Here is a 22,266-nt window from a genome sequence, read left to right on the forward strand (position 1 = left end):
TGGCTTGCCTGGCCTGCAGCAGTATGTGCCGCAGCAGGCAGCCGTCTGACTCAAGGGGTGAGGTTTGCGCAGTGCGCTGAAAATCGGCGGCTACCGAAAAAAAACCGATAGCACACCCTTCTCCCCTCGGGAGAAGGTGCCCCGCAGGGGCGGATGAGGGTACGGGCGAAGCCTCGTGTCATCCATTACAGAGTGGCTTCGCCCCGTACCCTCACCCCAACCCCTCTCCCGGCGGGAGCGGGGCTTTAACTTCCGATGTTTTTACCCTTTCCGTATCTTTTAAACTTCCAGCGACGCCAGATCGCCCTTGCTCTCAAGCCACTGCTTGCGATCGCCGGCGCGCTTCTTCGCCAGCAGCATATCCATCAACGAACGGGTCTGTTCGCCATCGTCGATGGTCAGCTGCACCAGCCGGCGCGTGTCCGGGTGAATGGTCGATTCGCGCAGCTGCTGCGGATTCATCTCGCCCAGGCCCTTGAAGCGGGTGACGCTGACCTGGCCCTTGATCTTCTCGCGCGCGATCTTGTCCAGCAGCGTGGTCTTTTCTTCTTCGTCCAGCGCATAGAACACCTGCTTGCCCACGTCCACACGGAACAGCGGCGGCATTGCCACGAATACGTGTCCAGCCGCCACCAATGCCGGGAAATGCCTTAAGAACAGCGCAGTCAACAAGGTCGCGATATGCAAACCATCGGAGTCGGCGTCGGCCAGGATGGTGACCTTGCCGTAGCGCAGCCCGCTGATGTCGTCCTTGCCCGGGTCGCAGCCGATCGCGATCGCCAGGTTGTGCACTTCTTCGGAGGCCAGCACGCTGCCCGAGGCCACTTCCCAGGTATTGAGGATCTTGCCACGCAGCGGCAGGATCGCCTGAAAATCCTTGTCGCGCGCCTGCTTGGCCGAGCCGCCGGCCGAGTCGCCTTCGACCAGGAACAATTCGGTGCGCGACAGGTCCTGGCTGATGCAGTCGGCCAGCTTGCCGGGCAGGGCGGGGCCCTGGGTGACCTTCTTGCGGACGATCTGCTTTTCGGTCTTCAACCGCGCACTGGCGCGATCGATGGCAATCTGCGCGATCTTCTCGCCGATCTCCACGTTCTGATTGAGATACAGGCTGAAGGCGTCGTGCGCGGCGCCTTCGATAAAGCCGGCGGCCTGGCGCGAGGACAGGCGCTCCTTGGTCTGCCCGGAAAATTGTGGGTCGGTCATCTTCAGGCTGAGCACGAAGGTGACCCGGTCCCACACATCTTCCGGTGCCAGCTTGACCCCGCGCGGCAGCAGGTTGCGGAAGTCGCAGAACTCGCGCAACGCATCGGTCAGGCCCGAGCGCAGGCCGTTGACGTGGGTGCCGTGCTGCGCGGTCGGAATCAGGTTGACGTAGCTTTCCTGCACCAGTTCGCCTTCGGGAACCCAGGCCGCGGCCCAGTCGACGATCTCGGTGTCTTTCTTCAGGCTGCCTGCGAACAGGTCGGCCGGCAGCATCTCGTGCTCGGCCATCTCGCCTTTCAGATAGTCGCGCAGGCCATTTTCGAAGTACCAGCTGTCCTGCTCGCCGGTGGCTTCGTCGTGCAGTTTGACGGTCAGGCCGGGGCACAGCACCGCCTTGGCGCGCAGCAGATGGCGCAGCGCGCGCACGTTGAACTTGGGCGTGTCGAAATACTTCGGGTCGGCCCAGAAGCGCAGCCGCGTGCCGGTGTTCTTCTTGCCGACGGTGCCGACCACTTCCAGCTTGGAGGCGGCGATGCCGTCGCGGAACTCCATGCGGTGCTCGCTGCCTTCGCGCTTGATGAACAGCTCGACCTTGGTCGACAGCGCATTGACCACGCTCACACCCACGCCGTGCAGGCCGCCGGAGAAGGTGTAGTTGCGATTGTTGAATTTGCCGCCGGCATGCAGGCGGGTCAGGATCAACTCCACGCCGGGAATCTTCTCCTCCGGGTGCATGTCCACCGGCATGCCGCGGCCGTCGTCGGACACCTCGCAGCTGCCGTCCTTGAACAAGGTCACTTCGACCTGCTTGGCGTGACCGGCCAGCGCCTCGTCGACCGAGTTGTCGATCACTTCCTGCGCCAGATGGTTCGGGCGCGCAGTGTCGGTGTACATGCCAGGACGGCGTTTGACCGGGTCCAGGCCCGACAGCACTTCAATATCGGCGGCGTTATAACGGGTGTTCATGCATCTCTTGGCACGTGAAACGACGCGCAAGTGTGGGGGCAGAACCGTTTTTTTGCACGCGACAGGCGTTCAGTGCAGGGCGGGGTGCGGCTGGATACCCTGGCGTTGGATTCGGAACCAAACGTCCCCACCTGAGGATGTCACCGAAACCGGAGGACACCATGAAGTTCAAGCACATTCTGATGCTCACCCTGGGTGCGGCTGCAGTCGCGGCGCTTCCTGCCATGGCCCAGGCCGCTCCGCAGCAGACCGGTCAGGGCGCCGCCGCGCAGAAGGCCGACGACGCCAAGGCCAAGACCGAAGCCGAGCGCAAGGCAGAGCGCCGTGCCGCCGCTGCCGCGCAGAAGCCCAAGGCCGATGCCGCGCTGCCCGAGGAAGAGGAAGAAAAGAAGCCGGCGCGCTGATCGCGCTGCGCATCGGCAGGCTTCACATCGGTCATCTGCTTCACAGACGCCCCGGCCCAGGTCGGGGCGTCTGCATTTGCGGCCCACGCGGCGCGCGTTTGTCACTGCGTGATCGCAGCGGCGTCACGCAACCCTTGGGCATTCGTCCGTCACCCGCTAAACTATGGCTTTCCGGGAGGCTTCAAGCCCCATGACCCCCCTGATTTTTGTTACAGGCGGCGTAGTGTCCTCGTTGGGTAAGGGCATTGCGGCCGCTTCGCTTGCGTCCATTCTTGAAGCGCGTGGCCTGAAGGTCACGATGATGAAGCTGGACCCGTACATCAATGTGGACCCGGGCACGATGAGCCCGTTCCAGCACGGCGAGGTCTACGTCACCGACGACGGTGCCGAGACCGATCTGGATCTGGGCCACTACGAGCGCTACGTGCGCACGCGCCTTTCGCGCAAGAACTCCGTCACCACCGGCCGGATCTACGAGAACGTGATCCGCAAGGAGCGTCGCGGCGATTATCTGGGCGCCACCGTACAGGTGATTCCGCATATTACCGACGAAATCCGTCGTTGCATCGACGAGGCCACCGCAGGTTTCGATGTCGCATTGATCGAGATCGGCGGCACCGTGGGCGACATCGAGTCGCTGCCGTTCCTGGAAGCGATTCGCCAGGTGCGCACCGAGCGCGGCGCCGAAAAGGCCATGTTCATGCACCTCACCCTGGTGCCGTACATCGCTGCTGCCGGTGAGTTGAAGACCAAGCCGACCCAGCATTCGGTCAAGGAACTGCGCTCGATCGGCATCCAGCCGGACGTGCTGCTGTGCCGCTCCGAGCAGGCGGTGCCGGATTCGGAACGTCGCAAGATCGCGTTGTTCACCAACGTCTCCGAGCGCGCGGTGATCAGCTGCCCGGATATCGACGTGCTGTACGGCATGCCGCTGGAACTGCGCCGCCAGGGCCTGGACGAGTTGGTCATCGACCAGTTCAAGCTGCGCGACAAGGTCGCCGCGGCCGATCTGTCCGAATGGGCTGCGGTGGTGGATGCGGTCAAGCATCCGCTGGACGAAGTCACCATTGCGGTGGTCGGCAAGTACGTCGATCATCAGGACGCCTACAAGTCGGTGGCCGAAGCATTGCGGCACGGTGGCCTGCGCCAGCGCACCAAGGTCAATCTGAAGTGGCTGGAAGCGCAGGATCTGGAAGGCAGCGACATGGCCGCCTTGCAGGACATCGACGGCATTCTGGTGCCGGGCGGCTTCGGCGACCGCGGCTTCGAAGGCAAGGTGCAGACTTCCAAGTACGCGCGTGAGCACAAGGTGCCGTACTTCGGTATCTGCTATGGCATGCAGGCAGCGGTGGTGGACTATGCGCGCCATGTCGCCAATCTGGATGCGGCCAACAGCACCGAGAATGATCGCCAGTCGCCGCACCCGGTGATCGGCCTGATCACCGAATGGCGTACCGCCACCGGCGAAGTCGAAAAGCGTGACGAGAAGTCCGATCTGGGCGGCACCATGCGGCTGGGTCTGCAGGAGCAGCGCCTGAAACCGGGCACGCTGGCGCGCGAGGTGTACGGCAAGGACGTGGTGGCAGAGCGGCATCGGCATCGCTACGAGTTCAACAACCGCTACCGCACCCAGCTGGAAGATGCCGGCCTGGTGATTTCCGGCAAGTCGATGGACGACACGCTGGTGGAAATGGTGGAGTTGCCGCGCGAGACGCACCCATGGTTCCTGGCCTGCCAGGCGCACCCGGAATTCCTGTCCACACCACGCGACGGGCACCCGCTGTTCATCGGCTTCGTGCGCGCCGCGCGCGAGAAGAAGGCGGGCGGCAAGTTGTTGAAGGAAGCGCGCGCGTGAAATTTTCCTTCTCCCATCGGGAGAAGGTGGCGCGCAGCGCCGGATGAGGGGCGCCGCAGTAAACCGGAAGATGGCAACCATGACGAACGCGTCGCCACGCGCCAGCCAGGGCAAACCATCGGGCTTCACCAGCGCTTCGCCAACCTTACCCTCACCCCAACCCCTCTCCCGGTGGGAGAGGGGCTTAACCAATAGGTGACCTGATGAAACTGTGTGACTTCGACGTTGGCCTGGATCAGCCGTTGTTCCTGATCGCCGGCCCCTGCGTGATCGAGTCGATGCAGCTGCAGCTCGACGTGGCCGGCAAACTCAAGGAGATCACCGGCAGGCTGGGGATCAACTTCATCTTCAAGTCGAGCTTCGACAAGGCCAATCGCACCTCTGGCACCAGCTTCCGCGGCCCTGGCCTGGAAGAGGGCCTGAAGGTGCTGGCTGCGGTGAAGCAGCAGATCGGCGTGCCGGTGCTGACTGACGTGCACGAATACACCCCGATGAACGAGGTCGCCGCCGTCGTCGACGTGCTGCAGACCCCGGCTTTCCTGGTGCGCCAGACCGACTTCATCAAGAACGTCTGCGCCGCCGGCAAGCCGGTCAACATCAAGAAGGGCCAGTTCCTGGCGCCGTGGGACATGAAGCCGGTGGTCGACAAGGCCAAGTCGACCGGCAACGAGCAGATCATGGTCTGCGAGCGGGGCGCCTCGTTCGGCTACAACAATCTGGTCAGCGACATGCGCTCGCTGAGCGTCATGCGCGACACCGGCTGCCCGGTCGTCTTCGATGCCACCCATTCGGTGCAGTTGCCGGGCGGGCAGGGAACCAGCTCCGGCGGCCAGCGCGAGTTCGTGCCGGTGCTGGCGCGTGCTGCGGTGGCGGTGGGCATTTCCGGCCTGTTTGCCGAAACCCATCCGGATCCGTCCAAGGCGCTGTCCGATGGCCCCAACGCGTGGCCGCTGGACCGCATGGAAGAGCTGCTCGAGACCCTGATGGAACTGGATGCCGTCACCAAAAAGCACGGGTTCGCGCGCTTCGCATGAGTTCCGATCCCTGGGCGCTGGCCGCGTCGCGCCGCCAGCGTCGGCAGCGGCGCCACTGGCCTTGGGGCTGGATCGCGCTGGTCGCATCGATCACCGCGTGGGCGTGCATGGCCGCGATGACGGTGCTGGTCGCTGCCAGCATGGGCATGCCGGGCGACGGCGACCATGCCATGCGGGCCACGCGGGTGCCAATGCTGGTCACGCTGCTGCTGGCTGCGGTAGCGATCACAAGTTGCCTGATCGCCGGCCCGCTGGCGTTGCGGCTGGCTCGCCAATCCGGCGCAGCGATCGTTGCGCTGGTGTTGCTGTCGGTCTTGCTGCTGCTGTCTGGTTTACCGCTGCTGGGCTTGATGGCCTAGCGGCATGCTCGCCGGCCGGTTGCGTGCGACGGCTGCATGCGATTTGGCAATGTGCCGGTGTGCGGCGATAATCCCGCAGCTTGTTTCCGGTGTACTTCCCCCCTTACTGGTAACCGATCGTTCCTATGACCACTATCGCCAAGATCCTCGCCCGCGAAATCCTCGACTCCCGCGGCAATCCCACGCTGGAGGCCGAAGTCACGCTGGAAGACGGCTCGTTCGGCCGCGCCGCTGTGCCCTCGGGCGCCTCGACCGGCACCAAGGAAGCGGTGGAGCTGCGCGATGGCGACAAGACCCGCTACCTGGGCAAGGGCGTGCTGCATGCGGTGCAGAACGTCAACGGCACCATCGCCGAGACGCTCAAGGGCTTCGATGCGGCCGACCAGCAGGGCTTGGACCGTCGCCTGATCGACCTGGACGGCACCGAGAACAAGGGCCGCCTGGGCGCCAACGCGCTGCTGGGTGTGTCGCTGGCCGCCGCGCATGCCGTGGCCGCCTCGCGCAAGCAGCCGCTGTGGCAGTACCTGTCCACCATTACCGAATCCGATGTGTCGCTGCCGGTGCCGATGATGAACATCATCAACGGCGGCGCGCACGCCGACAACAACGTCGACTTCCAGGAGTTCATGGTGCTGCCGGTCGGCTGCAGCTCGTTCTCCGAAGCGCTGCGTGCCGGTACCGAAATCTTCCACGCGCTCAAGTCGGTGCTCAAGGGCCATGGCCTGAGCACGGCAGTGGGCGATGAAGGCGGCTTTGCGCCGGACTTCCGCAGCAACGTCGAAGCGCTGGACACCATTCTCGAGGCGATCGGCAAGGCCGGCTACACCGCAGGCGAAGACATCCTGCTGGGCCTGGACGTGGCCTCCAGCGAGTTCTACGACAACGGCAAGTACAACCTGGTCGGCGAGAACAAGCGCCTGACCAGCGAGCAGTTCGTCGACTTCCTGGCCGACTGGGTTGCGCAGTACCCGATCATCAGCATCGAAGACGGCCTGGCCGAGGACGACTGGGCCGGCTGGAAGCTGCTCACCGATCGCGTCGGCAAGAAGGTGCAACTGGTCGGCGACGATCTGTTCGTCACCAATCCGAAGATCTTCAAGCAGGGCATCGACTCGGGCACCGCCAATGCGATCCTGATCAAGGTCAACCAGATCGGCACGCTGACCGAGACGCTGGAAGCCATCGCGATGGCGCATGCGGCCAACTACGCCTCGATCGTCTCGCACCGCTCGGGCGAAACCGAAGACACCACCATCGCCGACATCGCCGTGGCCACCACCGCCACGCAGATCAAGACCGGCTCGCTGTGCCGCAGCGATCGCGTCGCCAAGTACAACCAGTTGCTGCGCATCGAGCAGGCGTTGGGCTCCGGCGCACGCTATGCCGGTCGCGACGCGTTCGTTTCGATCAAGCGATAAGCCGTGCGCAACTGGCGCTGGCTACTGCTGGTGCTGGCGGTGCTGCTGGCTTGGCTGCAGTACCGCTTCTGGTTCGGGCCTGGGAATTCCGGCGAAGTCATGATGCTGGAAGCCCAGGTCGCGCATCAGACACAGGACAACGAAGGTCTGCGCCAACGCAACCAGGCGTTGGCAGCAGAGGTGAAGGATTTGAAGGACGGCGAGGCGGCAATCGAGGAACGCGCGCGTAGCGAGCTGGGCATGATCAAACCCGGCGAGACGTTCTATCGCGTGGTCGAGGATGCGCCGCCGCTGCCGCCCGCAGTGGCCGCGCCGTCGATCGAACCCGAGGCGCCCGCTGCAACCGCTCCGGCGGAACAGCCATGACCGGTTCGATCTGGGCGATCGTGCCGGCCGCCGGGCGCGGCACGCGCTTTGGTGGACAGACCCCCAAACAATATCTGCATGCTGCTGGTCAGCCTTTGATGGCTTACACGCTGGCGGCACTGGCAGCGCATCCGGTGGTGGCCGGAATTGTCGTGGCGATCGCGCCCGACGATGCCGACTGGCCGGGTTGGACGGCGGTGCAGTCCAAGCCGGTGTTGACCTGCGTGGGCGGCGTGACCCGCGCCGCATCGGTGCTGGCTGGATTGCTGGCCTTGCCCGAGAGCGTGCGCGCCGATGACTTTGTGCTGGTGCACGATGCCGCACGTCCCAATCTGGCGCTGGCCGATCTGGAGCGCTTGCTGGAAATCGGTCGCGGCGATCCGGTCGGCGCGATCCTGGCCGCACCGGTGCGCGATACCCTCAAGCGGGCCGGCGACGATGGCGGCATCGATGCCACCGAGCCGCGCGAGTGTCTGTGGCGCGCGCTGACCCCGCAGCTGTTTCGCCGCCATCAACTGATCCGCGGCCTTACCGAAGCGTCGGCCGCTGGCGTGGACGTGACCGACGAGGCGATGGCGATGGAGCGGCTGGGATTGCGCCCGTTGTTGGTGGAAGGTGCCGAAGACAACTTCAAGGTGACCACGCCGGTTGACCTGGCACGCTTCGAATTCGAACTGGCACGTCGCGGCGTTGAGGTGGATGCCGAATTAGTGGCTACACGCAACGATGCGGTGTTTGCCGGTGCCAATCACGACGTTTAGAGCGGCTGTCGAACGATTGCGAGGCCGGTTTGCGGACCCGGCTGTGTAGGCCACTCGTACACTGCTTTGCAACGTCCATGTCGACCTAAACGACAGCTTGCTCCCTGTTGCTGGGCACTCTCACTCACCACGGAATTCCCATGTCTTTCAATGTTCGAATCGGTCAGGGCTACGACGTGCATGCGTTCGGCGCGGGCGACCACGTGATGCTGGGCGGGGTGCGCGTTGCGCACAGCCATGGCGTGCTCGCGCACAGCGACGGCGACGTGGTGCTGCACGCGCTATGCGATGCGATGCTGGGCGCGCTGGCGCTGGGCGATATCGGCCAGCATTTCCCGCCGTCCGACCAACGCTGGAAGGACGCCGACAGCGCGCAGTTCCTGCAGCACTGCGATCACTTGCTGCGCGAGCGTGGCTGGCGCGTGGGCAATGCCGACATCACCGTAATCTGCGAGCGTCCCAAGATCGGCCCGCATGCGCTCGCAATGCGCGAACGCATCGCCGGGCTGCTGGCGATCGAGCTCGATGCGGTCAGCGTCAAGGCCACCACCAGCGAACAACTCGGCTTCACTGGTCGCAGCGAGGGCATCGCTGCGCAGGCGGCGGTGTTGCTCGGCAGGATCGCAGCCTGACGGCGACCAACGAAACAACGGCGCTCATCGTCAGGCGGGCGCGACCGATGCTCGTTACAGCATGTAGCACGCGTACCCTGCGGTTCCGAGCGTGCCGTCCACACTCACCTGACGCCTGCCGGCCAGGTTTTTAGCCGCTCTAACTCGTAGTCACGCACGCCGGGCTCGCCTCGACGTTGCAACGCGACACCACCGCGCCGAGGCATTCGGCACACAGCGCACGACACGTCGGCGCGAAGGTAACCACAGCATGAGCGACACCTCTGTTCTGCCGCGCGCGCATGGCGCTGCGGTCCTTGGCGCAGCAATGCGCAGCACGCCCGAAGATTTTCAGGTCGATGAGCTGCCGGCATTCGAAGCCTCCGGCGAAGGCGAGCACCTGTTGCTCAGCGTGCGCAAACGTGGCCAGAACACCGCGTATATCGCCAAGAAACTTGCGCTGTGGGCGGGCATTGCGGAAATGGGCGTCAGCTACGCCGGCTTGAAGGATCGCCATGCGGTGACCACGCAGCGTTTCAGCGTGCATCTGCCAAAACGTATTGCGCCGGACATCGCTGCGCTCGACGACGACGAAATGCAGGTGGTCGACAGCACCTGGCACAACCGCAAGCTGCAACGCGGCGCGCTGCACGGCAATCGCTTCGTGTTGACGCTGCGCCAGGTGCAGGGCGAACGCGGCGCGATCGAGCAACGCTTGCAGGCGATCGCTGCACGCGGCATTCCCAACTGGTTTGGCGAACAACGCTTTGGTCGCGATGGCGGCAACGTGGCATCGGCGTTGGCGATGTTCGGCTACATGCAGGATGCCGAGGGGGCTTTGGTGCCGGCACCGAAGCGGCGTCTGCGCAACGATCAACGCTCGATGCTGCTATCGGCGGCGCGCTCGGCACTGTTCAATCGCGTGCTCATCGCTCGCGTGGAGCAGGGCAGTTGGGACGCCGCGCTGGAGGGCGAGGCCTGGATGCTGGATGGCTCACGCAGCGTGTTCGGCCCCGAGCCGTGGAGCGATGTGCTGGCCGAGCGGCTGGCGCGTTTCGATATCCACCCCAGTGGCCCGTTATGGGGCGTGGGTGAGCTGCGCTCGACCGACCAGGCTGCAGCAGTGGAGCAGGGCGCGTTGTCCGATCCGCAATCCGAGGCGCTGCGGATCGGTCTGGAAGCCGCTGGCTTGAAGCAGGAGCGCCGCGCCTTGCGTCTGCGCCCGCAAGGATTGGACTACCGCTGGCTGGATGCGCAGACCCTGCAGGTCGAATTCGCACTGCCGCCGGGCTGCTACGCCACCGCGGTGCTGTGGGAGCTGGGTGAGGTGATCGACGCAGGTCGCTTCAACGCCAGCGTGCGTTCCGACGCGTAAGCCTGTTCGGTCGCCGGTCGCCGGTCGCCGCGCGGCAGGGCGCCTAGCCCGCGATGGAAATCTTCAATAGGTGTTGCTTGGCGAACGCGTCACCTCACGTAGGAGCGGCCCTGGCCGCGAGAGGCATGCCCGGTAACGCCTCACTTGGCGTAAGCGTCGGCCACGACTCACATCAGCCGTTCGTCGCGCAATCGGCCTAACGCCGCGCCAACAACACCAACAACGCCCCCGTACCACCTTGCGTGGTCGGCGCCGAATGAAACGCCAGCACATCGTTGCGCTGGCGCAACAGACGGTCCATCAGGTTCTTCAGCACCGGCGCGCCGTTATCGGATTGCAGGCCTTTGCCGTGGATGATGCGCACGCAGCCATGTTCGTGCGCATGCGCATCGAGCAGGAACTGCCGCAACAACGATTCGGCCTGCGTTGCGGTGGCGCCATGCAGATCCAGTTCGTCCTGGATCGAGAACTGGCCGCGCTTGAGCCGCTGAAACAAGCGGGTGGGAAGATTCTCGCGCCGATAACTGGCGGTGTCGCCCGCCTCCAACGGCGCGCTGTCGCGCAGCAGACGTGCGAATTCGGTATGCGCTTCGGCGTCGTCGCGCTCGGCCATGCGCGCGCGCGGCTTCGGGCGCGGTTTGGCGTTGGCCGGGGGTGCGACTTCACGAATCGGCTTGACCGCGCCAATCGCTGCGCGGAACAACGCGCCGTCGTCTTCGTCTTCAGGATGCGACATGGTCACAGCGTAACGTGCCCAACCTCAGGTGCAAGCGAAGATCAAGCGCGAAGGCGAGGGACGCATCCGGTATCATGACCCGGTTTTCCGAGGAGTCCCATGCGCGTACTGGTTAGCAACGACGACGGTGTCGACGCCCCCGGCATCCAGATTCTGGCCGAGGCGCTGCGGCGTGCCGGTCATGAAGTGATGGTGGTCGCCCCCGACCGCGACCGCTCCGGCGCCAGCAATTCGCTGACGCTGGACGTGCCGATCCGCACCCGCCGCATCGACGCGCAGACCTGCGCGGTGGCCGGCACGCCGACTGACTGCGTGCATCTGGCGCTGACCGGCATGCTCGATTACGACCCGGACATCGTGGTTTCCGGCATCAATAACTCGGCCAATCTGGGCGACGACGTGATCTATTCGGGCACTGTGTCTGCCGCGATGGAAGGCCGCTTTCTCGGCTTGCCCGCAGTGGCGGTCTCGTTGGTGACGCACAACCACGAAGCACATCACTATGAAACCGCCGCGCGCGCAGCGGTGGAGATCGTGGCGCGGCTCAAATCCGATCCCTTGCCCGCCGACACCATTCTCAACGTCAACGTGCCGGATCTGGCCTGGTCGGATGTGCTCGGTTTCGAAGTCACCCGGCTCGGCAACCGCCACCGTTCCGAGCCCTGCGTGCCGCAACGCGATCCGCGCGGCCGTACCGTGTACTGGATCGGCCCGGCCGGTCCCGAACAGGACGCCGGCGCCGGCACCGACTTTCACGCCGTGCGCACCGGGCATATCTCGATCACCCCGATCCATGTCGACCTCACCCGCTATCAGGCGCTGGAAACCGTCGCCGGTTGGGTCGGTGGCTTGACTGCCGCACTGGACGCACCGGCATGACGCCGAGGCTGCGTCTGCTGCAACCGGAGTCGGTGGGGATCGGCATGACCTCGCAACGCGTGCGCGACCGGCTGGTCGAGCGCCTGCGCGAGGCCGGCATCCAGGACGAGGCCACGCTCAACGCGGTGCGTACCGTGCCGCGCCATCTGTTCATCGACGAAGCGCTGGCCTCGCGCGCCTACGAAGACACCGCATTGCCGATCGGCCACGGCCAGACCATCTCGCAGCCCTGGGTGGTCGCGCGCATGACCGAGGCGGTGCTGCAGGTTGCGCCGACAAAAGTGCTGGAAGTGGGCACCGGCTCCGGCTATCAGGGCGCGATCCTGGCCGCGCTGGGCCTGGAGGTCTACACCGTCGAGCGCATCGGCGACCTGCTACGGCAGGCGCGCAAGCGCTTCCGCCATCTGGGCATGAACGTGCGCAGCAAGCACGACGACGGCCGCATCGGCTGGCCCGAACACGGCCCCTACGACGCTATCGTGGTGACGGCTGCCGCGCCGGCGCTGGTCGATGCGCTGGTCGATCAATTGGCGGTCGGCGGGAGGCTGGTCGCACCGGTCGGTGGCGCGTCCTCGCAGTCCCTAGTGCAACTCACACGTGGTGCCGATGGCGCGATCGAACAGCAGGTTCTGGCGCCGGTCACGTTCGTCCCGCTGTTGTCGGGCATGCTGGATTGAATCCATGAGAGTTCCTCGATGAAGATCTTCGGGCCGTTGTACGACGTGGCCATTCGTTGGTCGCGCAATCGGCGCGCACCCGCGCTGCTGACCGGCCTCAGTTTCGTGGAGGGCTTCATCTTCCCGGTGCCGCCGGAGGTGATGCTGGCGCCGATGTCGCTGGCCGAGCCCAAGCGTGCGTTGTGGTTCGCCACCTTGAGCCTGATCGGCTCGGTGTGCGGCGCGCTGGTCGGCTATCTGCTCGGCCATTTCGCCTTTGCCGCATTGCAGCCGGTGATCGAATGGCTGGGCTGGAGCGTGAAGATCCAGGCGCAGATCGAGATGCTGCGCGCGCTGGTGGCCGAGTCGCCGTGGAAGGCCTTCTGGGCGCTGGTGCTGGTGGGTTTCACCCCGATTCCGTTGAAGATCTTTACCTGGGCCTCGGGCGTGGTCGGTGTGCCGATCCTGCCCTTCATCGCCAGCATGCTGGTGGGGCGCGGCAAGCGCGTGTATCTGGTGGCCGGCGCGATCCGGTTGGGTGGCGCACGCGCCGAAGCAGCGTTGCATCGCTGGATCGAGCCGCTGGGCTGGGTGGCCATGGCTGTCCTGGCTGCGGGAGCAGGGTGGTTGGTGTGGAAGACAATGAACGGATGAGCACGTTGCAGATGAATTCGGTACGTAAGACAGCAGTCATGCTCGTGGTCGCCATCGGGCTCACCGCCTGCAGCAGCGCCACGGTGGTGCGTTCGTCCGGCACCGGCGGTGGTTCGTCATCCTCTCGTCCGTCCGCGGCTGCGCGTGCGTCGGTGCCGCGCCCAGGTGCGACCGTCACCGTCCAGCGCGGCGACACGCTGTACGCCATTTCGCGCCGGACCAATATCACTGCGCCGGATCTGGCCGCCTGGAACGGGCTGTCTTCACCGAACACCATCTATCCCGGCCAGACGCTCAAGCTGTATCCGGGTAGTGCCAGCAGGCCGGGCAGCAGCACCTCGACGGCCGGCACGGTGGTTCCGCCGCGGCCGACTGCACCGATCGCTGCGCCTGTCAGTAGTGGATTCCAATGGCGCTGGCCGGCTGATGGCGTGGTGGTCGGCACCTTCGTCGCTGGCGAGACCACCAAGCAGGGCGTAGATATCGCCGGTGCCAGCGGGCAGGCGGTACGTGCCGCTGCCGATGGCGTGGTGGTGTATTCCGGCGCCGGCCTGGTCGGCTATGGCGAGCTGATCATCATCAAACACAATGATCAGTGGCTGTCTGCCTATGGGCACAACCGCAAGCGCCTGCTCAACGAAGGCCAGAGCGTCAAGGCCGGCCAGCAGATCGCGGAGATGGGCCGCAGCGGTGCCGCCCGCGACATGCTGCACTTCGAAATTCGCTACAACGGCAAGCCGGTCGATCCGCTGCTGTACTTGCCGAAGAAGTGATTCGGGAGTGGTGATTCGGGATTCGCAACGGCAACGGCGCTGAGCTGATAGTGCTGCGTGGAAGGCACTTTCTAGCGGCCGGGAAATGGTTTGAGGCGTCGCGGCCGCTGTTCGCCTGAGAGCGAAACCTGCTCCAGCCCGCGTTTACGAAACCCCAATCCCGACTCCCTAATCCCGGCCTTCCAGAATCATCGCCAACGCCACCCGGCGGCCTTCGCTGGCCAGCACGTTATACGTGCGCGCCGCGGCCGCATTGGTCATCGCTTCCAGCCCGATGCCGCGCGTCAGGCAGGCCGCCAGGACATCGGTGGTCGGAAACTGCTGGCGCTCGCCGGTGCCCAGCAGGATCACCGCCGGGGCCAGCGCCAGCACCGCGTCCATATGCCCGGACCGGAGCTGTTCCAGGCTGGGCACCGGCCAGCGTTCGACCAGTTCGTCGGGCATCAGGATGAAGCTCTGCTGCAAGATGCGCTCGTTCACCTTGGCGTGGCGGCCATCGGCCGCGCGCAGCGCATAGGTGTAGTCGGGATGTTCCTGGCTTAAAGGCATAACGAACTCGTCGGGTCAGCCGCGCGGCAACACGATCTGACGCTTTTCCTTGCTGGGGCGGTAAAGAATGGCGACATGGCCGATCCGCTGCACCAGCGCGCTGCCGGTCTTCTGGGTAATGTCGGCAATCATGGCGTCGCGGGCCTCGCGATCCTCCGATGCCACCTTCACCTTGATCAGTTCGTGGCGCTCGAGCACTTCCTCGAGTTCGGCCAGAAATGCAGGCGTGACCCCTTTGCCGCCGGTTTGCAGCAGTGCTTTGAGATCGTGGGCCTGGCCGCGCAGGAAACGGTTCTGGGCGGAGGTGAGAACAATGGACATGCAGGATCAAAGGGAAGCAAAGGGTGTTCAGGGTATCATGGCGACCCGTTCGGACCCCTTTGCCAATGCCCTCCCGCAGTAAAAGCAGCCAGCGCTGGCTCAAGGAACACTTCGCCGACCCTTACGTGAAGAAGGCTCAGGCCGAAGGCATGCGCTCGCGCGCTGCCTACAAGCTGGAGGAATTGCTCCAGCGCGACCGCCTGCTCAAGCCGGACATGGTGGTGGTCGATTTGGGCGCCGCGCCCGGCGGCTGGTGCCAGCAGGTGCGCAGGTCGCTCGGCGACACCGGCCGGGTACTGGCGCTGGACATCCTGGAGATGCCCCCGCTGGCCGGGGTGGAGTTCCTTCATGGCGACTTCAGGGAACAAGCCGTCCTATCGGAATTCGAAGCGATGTTGGGCGATGTGCCGGTGGACCTTGTTCTGTCCGATATGGCCCCCAATAAGAGTGGCATGGATGCGGTCGACCAACCGCGGATGATGCACCTGGCAGAACTGGCGATGGAATTTGCCGACAACCACCTCAAGACGGGTGGGGCATTTTTGATCAAGCTGTTCCAGGGTGTTGGATCCGACGACTACATTCGCGAGCTTCGCCGCCGCTATGAGAAGGTGACGATTCGCAAACCGGCGGCCTCGCGCAAGCGCTCCCCGGAAGTTTATGCGCTCGGTCAGGGCAAGCGTGCCCAGATCAAGTAAGCTGCCAATGACCACCGTGTTTCAAGAATTTGAAGAGTAGAGGGCACCGGAGCCAATGAGGATGAACGACTTGACCAAGAATCTGCTGCTGTGGGTGGTCGTCGCGGTTGTGCTGATGGTCGTCTTCCAGAGCTTTTCGCCGCGGATGGCAGGCGGCGTCGGCCCCGACTCGATCACCTACACCCAGTTCCTGAAGGAAGTGGACTCCGGTCGCGTCAAGTCGGTGGACTACACCGATGAGACCAACCTGGCCGTCAACGCGATCCGCTTCAAGCGCACCGACGGCAGCGAAGCCACCGTGTATGGTCCGCGCGACGACAAGCTGGTCGACGTGCTGTACAGCAAGAACATCGAAATGACCCGCCAGAAGCCCTCTACCGGGCCTGGGTTCTGGTCGTTGGTGCTCAACTTCCTGCCGGTCATCCTGATCATCGGCTTCTGGCTGTTCATCATGCGCCAGATGCAAGGCGGTGGCGGCGGTGCCAAGGGTGCGATGAGCTTTGGCAAATCGCGCGCCAAGTTGCAGGGCGAGGACCAGGTCAAGATCACCTTTGCCGACGTTGCCGGTTGCGACGAGGCCAAGGAAGAAGTCAGCGAGCTGGTCGACTTCCTGCGCGACCCGACCAAGTTCACCAAGCTGGGCGGCAAGATTCCGCGCGGCGTGTTGATGGTCGGCCCGCCGGGTACCGGCAAGACGCTGCTGGCCCGCGCGATCGCCGGCGAAGCCAAGGTGCCGTTCTTCAGCATCTCCGGTTCGGACTTTGTCGAAATGTTTGTCGGCGTCGGCGCAAGCCGTGTTCGCGACATGTTCGAGCAGGCCAAGAAGCACGCGCCGTGCATCATCTTCATCGACGAAATCGATGCGGTGGGCCGTCATCGCGGTGCCGGTCTCGGCGGCGGGCATGACGAGCGCGAGCAGACCTTGAACCAGCTGCTGGTCGAAATGGACGGCTTTGAAGGCGGCGAAGGCGTGATCGTGATCGCGGCCACCAACCGTCCCGACGTGCTGGATCCGGCGCTGCTGCGTCCGGGCCGTTTCGATCGCCAGGTCGTGGTCGGGTTGCCGGACGTCAAGGGTCGCGAGCAGATCCTGCGTGTGCACATGCGCAAGCTGCCATTGGCCGACGACGTGGTGCCGATGGTCATCGCACGCGGTACGCCGGGTTTCTCGGGCGCCGATCTGGCCAACCTGTGTAATGAAGCGGCGTTGTTTGCGGCGCGCGGTAGCGAGAAGGAAGTCCGCATGGACCACTTCGACCGTGCCCGCGACAAGATCCTGATGGGTGCCGAGCGCCGCTCGATGGCCATGAGCGAGGACGAGAAGACGCTGACCGCGTACCACGAAGCTGGCCATGCCATCGTCGGCCGTCTGGTGCCGGAACATGACCCGGTTTACAAGGTCACCATCATTCCGCGTGGTCGCGCCCTCGGCGTGACGATGTATCTGCCGGAAGGCGACCGTTATTCGATGAACCGGGTGGCGATCGAATCCCAGCTGTGCTCGCTGTATGGCGGCCGTGTTGCCGAGGAGTTGATCTTCGGCGGCGACAAGGTCACCACCGGTGCCTCCAATGACATCGAGCGTGCGACCAAGATGGCGCGCAACATGGTCACCAAGTGGGGCTTGTCCGACGAGCTCGGCCCGGTGGCCTATGGGGAGGAAGAAGACGAGGTGTTCCTGGGCCGTTCGGTAACCCAGCACAAGAACGTCTCCGACGAAACCGCGCGCATGATCGACGAAGTGGTGCGGTCGATCCTGGACAAGGCCTACAGCAAGACCAAGGCGATCCTCACCGAGAACCTGGACAAGCTGCATGCGATGTCGCAGTTGTTGTTGCAGTACGAAACCATCGACGTGCCGCAGATCGACGCCATCATGGAAGGTCGTGAGCCGCCGCCGCCGGCCGGTTGGGCCAAATCCGACAAGGACGGTGGCAACAACAACGACAAGGGCAGCCCGCGTCCGTTGCCGCCGATTGCCGGGCCAGCCGAGCAGCTGTAACTACGCATCGGTCAGCTGCAGCAGCATCCATCAAGGCCGGGGAGCGATTCCCGGCCTTGATGCGTTTGGACGCTGACCAACGCAGCTCCCGGCCTCGGTCATTTGGCGGCCTCGGTTGATAATGCATTCGGCAGATCGCAAAACACGCGCGCCACGGCAGTGCGCACCGATCGCCACCCATCGCAACCGCTCCAGGAGAACCCCACGATGTTCGACACCGCCCTCAAGCTGGATTGCGCCGGTCGCATCCTGCGACTGGATGCGCCGCAGGTGATGGGCATCGTCAATGTCACGCCCGATTCGTTTTCCGACGGTGGCCAGCACGCCACCTGCGAGGCCGCCATCGCACACGGCCTGCGTCTGGTTGAGGAGGGCGCTGCGGTGCTGGATATCGGTGGCGAATCCACCCGTCCTGGCGCGACGCCGGTCGCGCTGGAAGAAGAGCTGCAGCGCGTGATTCCGGTGATCGACGCATTGGCGCGCCAAACCAGCGTGCCGATCAGTGTGGATACCTTCAAACCGGAGGTGATGCGCGCGGCTGTCGCGGCCGGCGCCGGCATGATCAACGACGTGCACGCGCTACGCTCACCTGGTGCGCTGGACGCGGTAGCCGAATTGCGCGTGCCGGTGGTGCTGATGCACGCACGCAGCGCACCGCATGCCATGCAGGACGCGCCGCACTACGACGACGTGGTGGCCGAGGTGCACCGCTTTCTGGCCGAGCGCATCTTCGCGGCCGAAATGGCCGGCATCGACAAGCGCCGGTTGATCCTCGACCCCGGCTTCGGCTTCGACAAGACCACCACACATAACCTCACCGTGCTGGCACAGCTGCAGCGCCTGCAGGAATTCGGCCTGCCGGTGCTGGCAGGGCTGTCGCGCAAGCGCAGCATCGGCGAGTTGACCGGCCGCGAGATTGCCGCAGACCGCGTATACGGTTCGATCGCCGCGCATCTGATTGCCGCGCAGCACGGTGCCCTGTTGCTGCGCGTGCACGATGTGGCCGCGACCGTGGATGCCTTGAAGGTGTGGAGCGCGATGTCGGCGATTCCCGTGCCGCGCGTGAGCGCGCCTGCGGTACCGACCATCCGTTGGCCGGACGAGGACTGATGCCGGCCGACCGACGCCCGCTCGCGATCGCGTTGATGGGCCCGACCGCCAGCGGCAAGACCGCGCTGGCACTGGAAGCGGCGCAGCGCTGGAATGGCGAGATCGTCAGCGTCGATTCGGCGTTGGTGTATCGCGGCTTGGAGATCGGTGCGGCCAAGCCGGATGCCGCCATGCGTGCAGCCGTGCCGCACCACCTGCTCGACCTGCGAGATCCCTGGCAGATCTATTCCGCAGCGGAGTTCGCCAGCGATGCGCGGCAGGCGATCGAGGACATCGTGGCGCGCGGCAAGCTGCCGATTCTCGCTGGTGGCACCGGGCTGTACTTTCGCGCCTTGCTGGAAGGGCTGTCGCAGCTGCCCGAAGCCGATCCGCAGGTTCGCCTGACCATCGCAGCCGAAGCCGAACAACTCGGCTGGGCCGCGCTGCATACACAACTGGCGCAGGTCGATCCGATTGCGGCTGCGCGTATCCACAGCACCGATCCGCAGCGTATCCAGCGGGCGTTGGAGGTCTACCGTATCAGCGGCAGGCCGATCAGTTACTGGCAGGCGCTACCGCCAGGCCCGCGCCTGCCGGTGCGGGTGTTGAAGGTGGTGCTAGCGCCGCGCGAGCGCGCAGTGCTGCATGCGCGGATCGAACAGCGACTGGACGCCATGCTGGCGCAGGATTTTCTGGCCGAAGTGGAGTGCCTGCGCGCGCTGCCGCAACTGCACGCGGTTGCCGCGCAGCTGGATCTGCCTGCGATCCGCGCGGTCGGTTATCGCCAGGCCTGGGAGTATCTGGATGGCGCCGGCAGCCTGGCGCAGTTCCGCGAAAAAGCCATCCATGCGACGCGTCAACTGGCCAAGCGGCAACTGACCTGGCTGCGTGGCGAGCTCGACGCGCGCTGGTTCGATCCGGAGCGTGACCGCCATCAATTGGAGGCCGCACTTGTCGGCTTCCTCGCTCATTGTCCCGCTGTGCCGCAGGCTTCAGGCGTGTAACATCCCGTTTCCGGGGCCGGCTGGGGATGGCAGGTGTCGACCGGGACAATAAGAACAATAATGAAGAGGAGTTTTCGATGGCTAAGGGGCAATCTTTACAGGATCCATTCCTCAACGCGCTGCGGCGCGAGCGGGTGCCGGTCTCTGTGTATCTGGTCAACGGCATCAAGCTGCAGGGCACGATCGAGTCGTTCGATCAGTTCGTGGTGCTACTGCGCAACACCGTGAGTCAGATGGTTTACAAGCACGCCATCTCCACGGTTGTGCCGGCGCGCAATGTGCGCGTGGGACCGGGCGGTGGTTATGTGCAACCCAATGAAGGCAACCAGGCGGAAGATGACGACGTCGAGCAGTAATGGAGTAGTGCGTGTTTGATCGCTCACGTAAGGGTGAACATGCGCTGTTGATTCAGACCCACTCCGGTGGGCCTGCCGAAGAGGATGTGCTGGAGGAGTTCGCCGACCTTGCAAAGTCGGCGGGCGCCACGATCGCGGCCACGCTCACCGCGCGCATCGACAAACCGAGCCCGTCGACCCTGATCGGCAGCGGCAAGCTGGAAGAGGTCAAGGCGGCTGCCGAAGCCACCGGCGCGGATCTGGTGCTGGTCAACCACACCTTGTCGCCGGGTCAGGAGCGCAATCTGGAGCGCTACCTGGAGCGGCGCGTGATCGACCGCACCGGGCTGATCCTGGACATCTTCGCGCAACGTGCGCGCAGCCATGAAGGCAAGCTGCAGGTCGAGCTGGCACAATTGCGGCACATGGCCACCCGGCTGGTGCGCGGCTGGACCCACCTGGAGCGTCAGCGCGGCGGTGCGATCGGCCTGCGCGGCCCCGGCGAAACCCAGCTGGAAACCGACCGCCGCCTGCTGCAGAAGCGGGTGGAGCAGTTGCAGCAGCGGCTGGAAAAAGTCGAGGTGCAGCGCACCCAGATGCGCCGCGCGCGCATGCGCAGCGAACTGCCGCGCATTGCATTGGTCGGCTACACCAACGCCGGCAAATCGACGCTGTTCAATGCGTTGACCGGTGCCGAGGCCTATGTGGCCGACCAATTGTTCGCCACGCTCGATCCCACCGTGCGCCGCATCGCGTTGCCGGGCGGCAGTGCGATTCTGGCCGATACGGTCGGCTTCGTGCGCGATCTGCCACACCAACTGGTCGCCGCGTTCCGTTCGACCCTGTCCGAAGCACGCGACGCCGATCTGTTGCTGCACATCGTCGATGCGGCCGATCCGTTGCGCGAAGAACGCATCCGCCAGGTCGATGAGGTGTTGCATGCCGTCGGCGCGGGCGATCTGCCGCAGCTGCTGGTGTTCAACAAGATCGACAAGATCGAGGGCGCGCAAGTGCGTCACGATGCACAGGACGGCATCCCCGACCAGGCGCGGCGCGAACGCGTGTGGGTCTCTGCGCGCGATGGACGCGGGCTGGAAGAGCTGCAACACGCACTCGGCCAGCGGCTGGATCTGCGTCATCTGACCGGACAGCTGCGGCTGCCGCCGTCGGCGGGGCGCTTGCGTTCCAAGCTGCATCAGCTGGAAGTGGTGCGTAACGAGCAATCCGACGAGGATGGATGGTTGCTGGATGTCGATCTGCCGATGGTCGAAGCCGAGCGGCTCGCCGCCAGCGAAGACGGCGCACCGCTGCGCGCGATGCTGCCGGATCGCCGCGAAGACTGGGAATCGTGATCGGCACTGCACAGTCGGGTTGGCTCGACTGTGCAGAACGCCCGAGTCGATCCAGCGCGGGTCGAGCAGTACGCCTGCCTTGCGCATATCGCCACTGAACCTCTGCCACGCCGTGGCTGTCCCGTTCTGCAGCCGCCGCAGACAGATGGGACGAATTGGGCTAAAACGTTCGCTGCCTCTTTATTCCCTTGCCTATGTCCATGTCCGCCGATTTCGAACTGCAGCAGCTGGCCGAAACCCTTGGTCAGCAACTGCTTGCCGCGCGCGAGCGCCTGGTCACCGCCGAGAGTTGCACCGGCGGCTGGATCGCCAAGGCGGTGACTGATGTGGCGGGCTCTTCGCACTGGTTCGACTGCGGCATGGCCGCCTACAGCTACGAGGCCAAGCAGGCATTGCTCGGCGTGCGGCCGCACACGCTGGAAGTGCACGGTGCGGTCAGCCGCGAAACGGTGATCGAAATGGTGTCCGGTGCGCTGGTCAATTCCGGCGCCAGCATCGCCGTGGCGGTGACCGGCATTGCCGGGCCGGGTGGCGGCAGCGAGGACAAGCCAGTCGGCACGGTGTGGATCGGCTGGAAGCGTCGTGGTGGTTATGCCACTGCGCAGCTGTTCCAGTTCAACGGCGATCGCGATGCAGTGCGTCGGCAAACCGTGGTTGCGGCGCTGCGCGGTTTGAGCGCATTGCTATAGGTGTGTGATCTGCGCGCCAGCGGCTCGGGTTCATTAGCTGTCTGATGTGTCGCACAAGTGTGATTGCCAACGCCGCGATGCTCGCCCGACGATGCGTGGCATTGTTTAACGCATGGCTCCAATGCGTATCGAACGATAGCCGCATTCGTCACGCGCTCCGCGTGTTCGGTTACCTGC

The 22,266-nt window shown here is 64.8% G+C and carries 24 protein-coding genes; 20 read left to right on the forward strand and 4 right to left on the reverse strand.

All coding sequences use genetic code 11. From position 1 onward, the window contains the following. Window positions 1-279: 279 nt before the first annotated feature. On the reverse strand, window positions 280-2,169 hold the full coding sequence (gene parE / locus NMB96_RS15330) for a DNA topoisomerase IV subunit B (protein ID WP_074057659.1): 1,890 nt from the start codon (window positions 2,167-2,169) through the stop codon (window positions 280-282). Window positions 2,170-2,330: 161 nt separating this feature from the next. On the opposite strand from parE, the gene NMB96_RS15335 reads away from it, so the two are divergent. The 9 genes from NMB96_RS15335 (at window position 2,331) to truD (ending at window position 10,352) form a co-directional block, all read left to right on the forward strand. After that, the gene (locus NMB96_RS15335) at window positions 2,331-2,573 is read left to right on the forward strand and encodes a hypothetical protein (RefSeq protein ID WP_006453323.1); all 243 of its coding nucleotides are present in this window, start codon (window positions 2,331-2,333) and stop codon (window positions 2,571-2,573) included. A 190-nt stretch (window positions 2,574-2,763) separates the two neighbouring features. Beyond that, a complete protein-coding gene (pyrG, locus tag NMB96_RS15340; RefSeq protein WP_023903735.1) occupies window positions 2,764-4,428 on the forward strand; it encodes a CTP synthase in 1,665 nt (554 codons plus the stop codon). A gap of 203 nt (window positions 4,429-4,631) precedes the next feature. After that, window positions 4,632-5,462, forward strand: coding sequence for a 3-deoxy-8-phosphooctulonate synthase (gene kdsA, locus NMB96_RS15345; protein WP_023903736.1), 831 nt, complete (start codon window positions 4,632-4,634; stop codon window positions 5,460-5,462). A 116-nt stretch (window positions 5,463-5,578) separates the two neighbouring features. Next, a complete protein-coding gene (locus NMB96_RS15350) occupies window positions 5,579-5,821 on the forward strand; it encodes a hypothetical protein (RefSeq protein WP_043889762.1) in 243 nt (80 codons plus the stop codon). 125 nt (window positions 5,822-5,946) lie between these two features. After that, a complete protein-coding gene (gene eno, locus NMB96_RS15355; protein WP_006453319.1) occupies window positions 5,947-7,239 on the forward strand; it encodes a phosphopyruvate hydratase in 1,293 nt (430 codons plus the stop codon). A gap of 3 nt (window positions 7,240-7,242) precedes the next feature. Then, window positions 7,243-7,605 carry a cell division protein FtsB gene (ftsB, locus tag NMB96_RS15360; protein ID WP_006453318.1) on the forward strand — a complete coding sequence of 121 codons (363 nt, stop codon included), beginning with the start codon at window positions 7,243-7,245 and terminating at the stop codon, window positions 7,603-7,605. Then, a complete protein-coding gene (ispD, locus tag NMB96_RS15365) occupies window positions 7,602-8,366 on the forward strand; it encodes a 2-C-methyl-D-erythritol 4-phosphate cytidylyltransferase (RefSeq protein WP_255085205.1) in 765 nt (254 codons plus the stop codon). Before ftsB ends, ispD begins: the two co-directional genes overlap by 4 nt. 140 nt (window positions 8,367-8,506) lie before the next feature. Further along, window positions 8,507-8,998, forward strand: coding sequence for a 2-C-methyl-D-erythritol 2,4-cyclodiphosphate synthase (gene ispF / locus NMB96_RS15370; protein WP_023903739.1), 492 nt, complete (start codon window positions 8,507-8,509; stop codon window positions 8,996-8,998). Between the two features lie 250 nt (window positions 8,999-9,248). Beyond that, window positions 9,249-10,352: a tRNA pseudouridine(13) synthase TruD gene (truD, locus tag NMB96_RS15375; RefSeq protein ID WP_023903740.1), complete on the forward strand. Its 1,104-nt coding sequence runs from the start codon at window positions 9,249-9,251 to the stop codon at window positions 10,350-10,352. Between the two features lie 196 nt (window positions 10,353-10,548). On the opposite strand, the gene NMB96_RS15380 is transcribed toward truD, so the two are convergent. Next, window positions 10,549-11,088: a Smr/MutS family protein gene (locus tag NMB96_RS15380; RefSeq protein ID WP_043889168.1), complete on the reverse strand. Its 540-nt coding sequence runs from the start codon at window positions 11,086-11,088 to the stop codon at window positions 10,549-10,551. 99 nt (window positions 11,089-11,187) lie between these two features. On the opposite strand from NMB96_RS15380, the gene surE reads away from it, so the two are divergent. From surE to NMB96_RS15400, 4 genes are read left to right on the forward strand one after another with little or no spacing between them, the layout of a single operon-like run. Beyond that, window positions 11,188-11,967: a 5'/3'-nucleotidase SurE gene (gene surE, locus NMB96_RS15385; RefSeq protein WP_023903742.1), complete on the forward strand. Its 780-nt coding sequence runs from the start codon at window positions 11,188-11,190 to the stop codon at window positions 11,965-11,967. Next, window positions 11,964-12,644: a protein-L-isoaspartate(D-aspartate) O-methyltransferase gene (locus NMB96_RS15390; protein ID WP_184408417.1), complete on the forward strand. Its 681-nt coding sequence runs from the start codon at window positions 11,964-11,966 to the stop codon at window positions 12,642-12,644. The genes surE and NMB96_RS15390 overlap by 4 nt, the downstream gene beginning before the upstream one ends. An 18-nt stretch (window positions 12,645-12,662) precedes the next feature. Continuing rightward, on the forward strand, window positions 12,663-13,277 hold the full coding sequence (locus tag NMB96_RS15395; protein WP_006453310.1) for a YqaA family protein: 615 nt from the start codon (window positions 12,663-12,665) through the stop codon (window positions 13,275-13,277). After that, entirely contained in the window at window positions 13,274-14,050 is a 777-nt protein-coding gene (locus tag NMB96_RS15400) for a peptidoglycan DD-metalloendopeptidase family protein (RefSeq protein ID WP_023903743.1), read from the forward strand. The genes NMB96_RS15395 and NMB96_RS15400 overlap by 4 nt, the downstream gene beginning before the upstream one ends. 168 nt (window positions 14,051-14,218) lie before the next feature. Here NMB96_RS15400 and NMB96_RS15405 read toward each other — a convergent pair whose 3' ends face one another. Both NMB96_RS15405 and yhbY read right to left on the reverse strand, forming a co-directional pair. Further along, on the reverse strand, window positions 14,219-14,599 hold the full coding sequence (locus NMB96_RS15405) for an Mth938-like domain-containing protein (protein ID WP_023903744.1): 381 nt from the start codon (window positions 14,597-14,599) through the stop codon (window positions 14,219-14,221). A 15-nt stretch (window positions 14,600-14,614) separates the two neighbouring features. Then, window positions 14,615-14,920 (reverse strand): ribosome assembly RNA-binding protein YhbY, encoded by a 306-nt coding sequence (gene yhbY, locus NMB96_RS15410; protein ID WP_006453307.1) that lies wholly within the window; start codon window positions 14,918-14,920, stop codon window positions 14,615-14,617. Between the two features lie 65 nt (window positions 14,921-14,985). Here yhbY and rlmE point away from each other — a divergent pair, with 65 nt between their 5' ends. From rlmE to NMB96_RS15445, 7 genes are all read left to right on the forward strand, one after another. Beyond that, entirely contained in the window at window positions 14,986-15,618 is a 633-nt protein-coding gene (gene rlmE, locus NMB96_RS15415) for a 23S rRNA (uridine(2552)-2'-O)-methyltransferase RlmE (RefSeq protein ID WP_043889169.1), read from the forward strand. Between the two features lie 61 nt (window positions 15,619-15,679). Beyond that, window positions 15,680-17,620, forward strand: a complete 1,941-nt coding sequence (gene ftsH, locus NMB96_RS15420; protein ID WP_006453305.1) for an ATP-dependent zinc metalloprotease FtsH — start codon at window positions 15,680-15,682, stop codon at window positions 17,618-17,620. Between the two features lie 207 nt (window positions 17,621-17,827). Beyond that, entirely contained in the window at window positions 17,828-18,730 is a 903-nt protein-coding gene (gene folP, locus NMB96_RS15425) for a dihydropteroate synthase (protein ID WP_023903747.1), read from the forward strand. Beyond that, complete coding sequence (miaA, locus tag NMB96_RS15430) at window positions 18,730-19,713, forward strand: tRNA (adenosine(37)-N6)-dimethylallyltransferase MiaA (RefSeq protein WP_183086822.1); 984 nt, start codon at window positions 18,730-18,732, stop codon at window positions 19,711-19,713. Before folP ends, miaA begins: the two co-directional genes overlap by 1 nt. A gap of 77 nt (window positions 19,714-19,790) precedes the next feature. After that, on the forward strand, window positions 19,791-20,069 hold the full coding sequence (gene hfq, locus NMB96_RS15435; RefSeq protein WP_043889764.1) for an RNA chaperone Hfq: 279 nt from the start codon (window positions 19,791-19,793) through the stop codon (window positions 20,067-20,069). A gap of 11 nt (window positions 20,070-20,080) precedes the next feature. Beyond that, a complete protein-coding gene (gene hflX / locus NMB96_RS15440) occupies window positions 20,081-21,400 on the forward strand; it encodes a ribosome rescue GTPase HflX (RefSeq protein ID WP_023903748.1) in 1,320 nt (439 codons plus the stop codon). Between the two features lie 194 nt (window positions 21,401-21,594). Next, complete coding sequence (locus NMB96_RS15445) at window positions 21,595-22,089, forward strand: CinA family protein (protein WP_023903749.1); 495 nt, start codon at window positions 21,595-21,597, stop codon at window positions 22,087-22,089. The last annotated feature ends 177 nt before the right edge of the window (window positions 22,090-22,266 follow it).

The organism is Xanthomonas hortorum, from assembly GCF_024339125.1.
GTDB classification, from domain to species: Bacteria; Pseudomonadota; Gammaproteobacteria; order Xanthomonadales; family Xanthomonadaceae; genus Xanthomonas; species Xanthomonas hortorum.

Excerpts from the sequence above, each read along its gene's own strand:
- NMB96_RS15390 (WP_184408417.1), top strand. The coding sequence starts at position 11,964 with ATGACGCCGAGGCTGCGTCTGCTGCAACCGGAGTCGGTGGGGATCGGC.
- NMB96_RS15335 (WP_006453323.1), top strand. The coding sequence starts at position 2,331 with ATGAAGTTCAAGCACATTCTGATGCTCACCCTGGGTGCGGCTGCAGTC.
- hfq (WP_043889764.1), top strand. The coding sequence starts at position 19,791 with ATGGCTAAGGGGCAATCTTTACAGGATCCATTCCTCAACGCGCTGCGG.
- folP (WP_023903747.1), top strand. The coding sequence starts at position 17,828 with ATGTTCGACACCGCCCTCAAGCTGGATTGCGCCGGTCGCATCCTGCGA.
- ispD (WP_255085205.1), top strand. The coding sequence starts at position 7,602 with ATGACCGGTTCGATCTGGGCGATCGTGCCGGCCGCCGGGCGCGGCACG.
- ispF (WP_023903739.1), top strand. The coding sequence starts at position 8,507 with ATGTCTTTCAATGTTCGAATCGGTCAGGGCTACGACGTGCATGCGTTC.
- NMB96_RS15405 (WP_023903744.1), bottom strand. The coding sequence starts at position 14,599 with ATGCCTTTAAGCCAGGAACATCCCGACTACACCTATGCGCTGCGCGCG.
- kdsA (WP_023903736.1), top strand. The coding sequence starts at position 4,632 with ATGAAACTGTGTGACTTCGACGTTGGCCTGGATCAGCCGTTGTTCCTG.
- eno (WP_006453319.1), top strand. The coding sequence starts at position 5,947 with ATGACCACTATCGCCAAGATCCTCGCCCGCGAAATCCTCGACTCCCGC.
- NMB96_RS15400 (WP_023903743.1), top strand. The coding sequence starts at position 13,274 with ATGAGCACGTTGCAGATGAATTCGGTACGTAAGACAGCAGTCATGCTC.
- rlmE (WP_043889169.1), top strand. The coding sequence starts at position 14,986 with ATGCCCTCCCGCAGTAAAAGCAGCCAGCGCTGGCTCAAGGAACACTTC.
- NMB96_RS15380 (WP_043889168.1), bottom strand. The coding sequence starts at position 11,088 with ATGTCGCATCCTGAAGACGAAGACGACGGCGCGTTGTTCCGCGCAGCG.
- miaA (WP_183086822.1), top strand. The coding sequence starts at position 18,730 with ATGCCGGCCGACCGACGCCCGCTCGCGATCGCGTTGATGGGCCCGACC.
- parE (WP_074057659.1), bottom strand. The coding sequence starts at position 2,169 with ATGAACACCCGTTATAACGCCGCCGATATTGAAGTGCTGTCGGGCCTG.
- pyrG (WP_023903735.1), top strand. The coding sequence starts at position 2,764 with ATGACCCCCCTGATTTTTGTTACAGGCGGCGTAGTGTCCTCGTTGGGT.
- NMB96_RS15445 (WP_023903749.1), top strand. The coding sequence starts at position 21,595 with ATGTCCATGTCCGCCGATTTCGAACTGCAGCAGCTGGCCGAAACCCTT.
- ftsH (WP_006453305.1), top strand. The coding sequence starts at position 15,680 with ATGAACGACTTGACCAAGAATCTGCTGCTGTGGGTGGTCGTCGCGGTT.
- NMB96_RS15350 (WP_043889762.1), top strand. The coding sequence starts at position 5,579 with ATGACGGTGCTGGTCGCTGCCAGCATGGGCATGCCGGGCGACGGCGAC.
- yhbY (WP_006453307.1), bottom strand. The coding sequence starts at position 14,920 with ATGTCCATTGTTCTCACCTCCGCCCAGAACCGTTTCCTGCGCGGCCAG.
- truD (WP_023903740.1), top strand. The coding sequence starts at position 9,249 with ATGAGCGACACCTCTGTTCTGCCGCGCGCGCATGGCGCTGCGGTCCTT.
- surE (WP_023903742.1), top strand. The coding sequence starts at position 11,188 with ATGCGCGTACTGGTTAGCAACGACGACGGTGTCGACGCCCCCGGCATC.
- NMB96_RS15395 (WP_006453310.1), top strand. The coding sequence starts at position 12,663 with ATGAAGATCTTCGGGCCGTTGTACGACGTGGCCATTCGTTGGTCGCGC.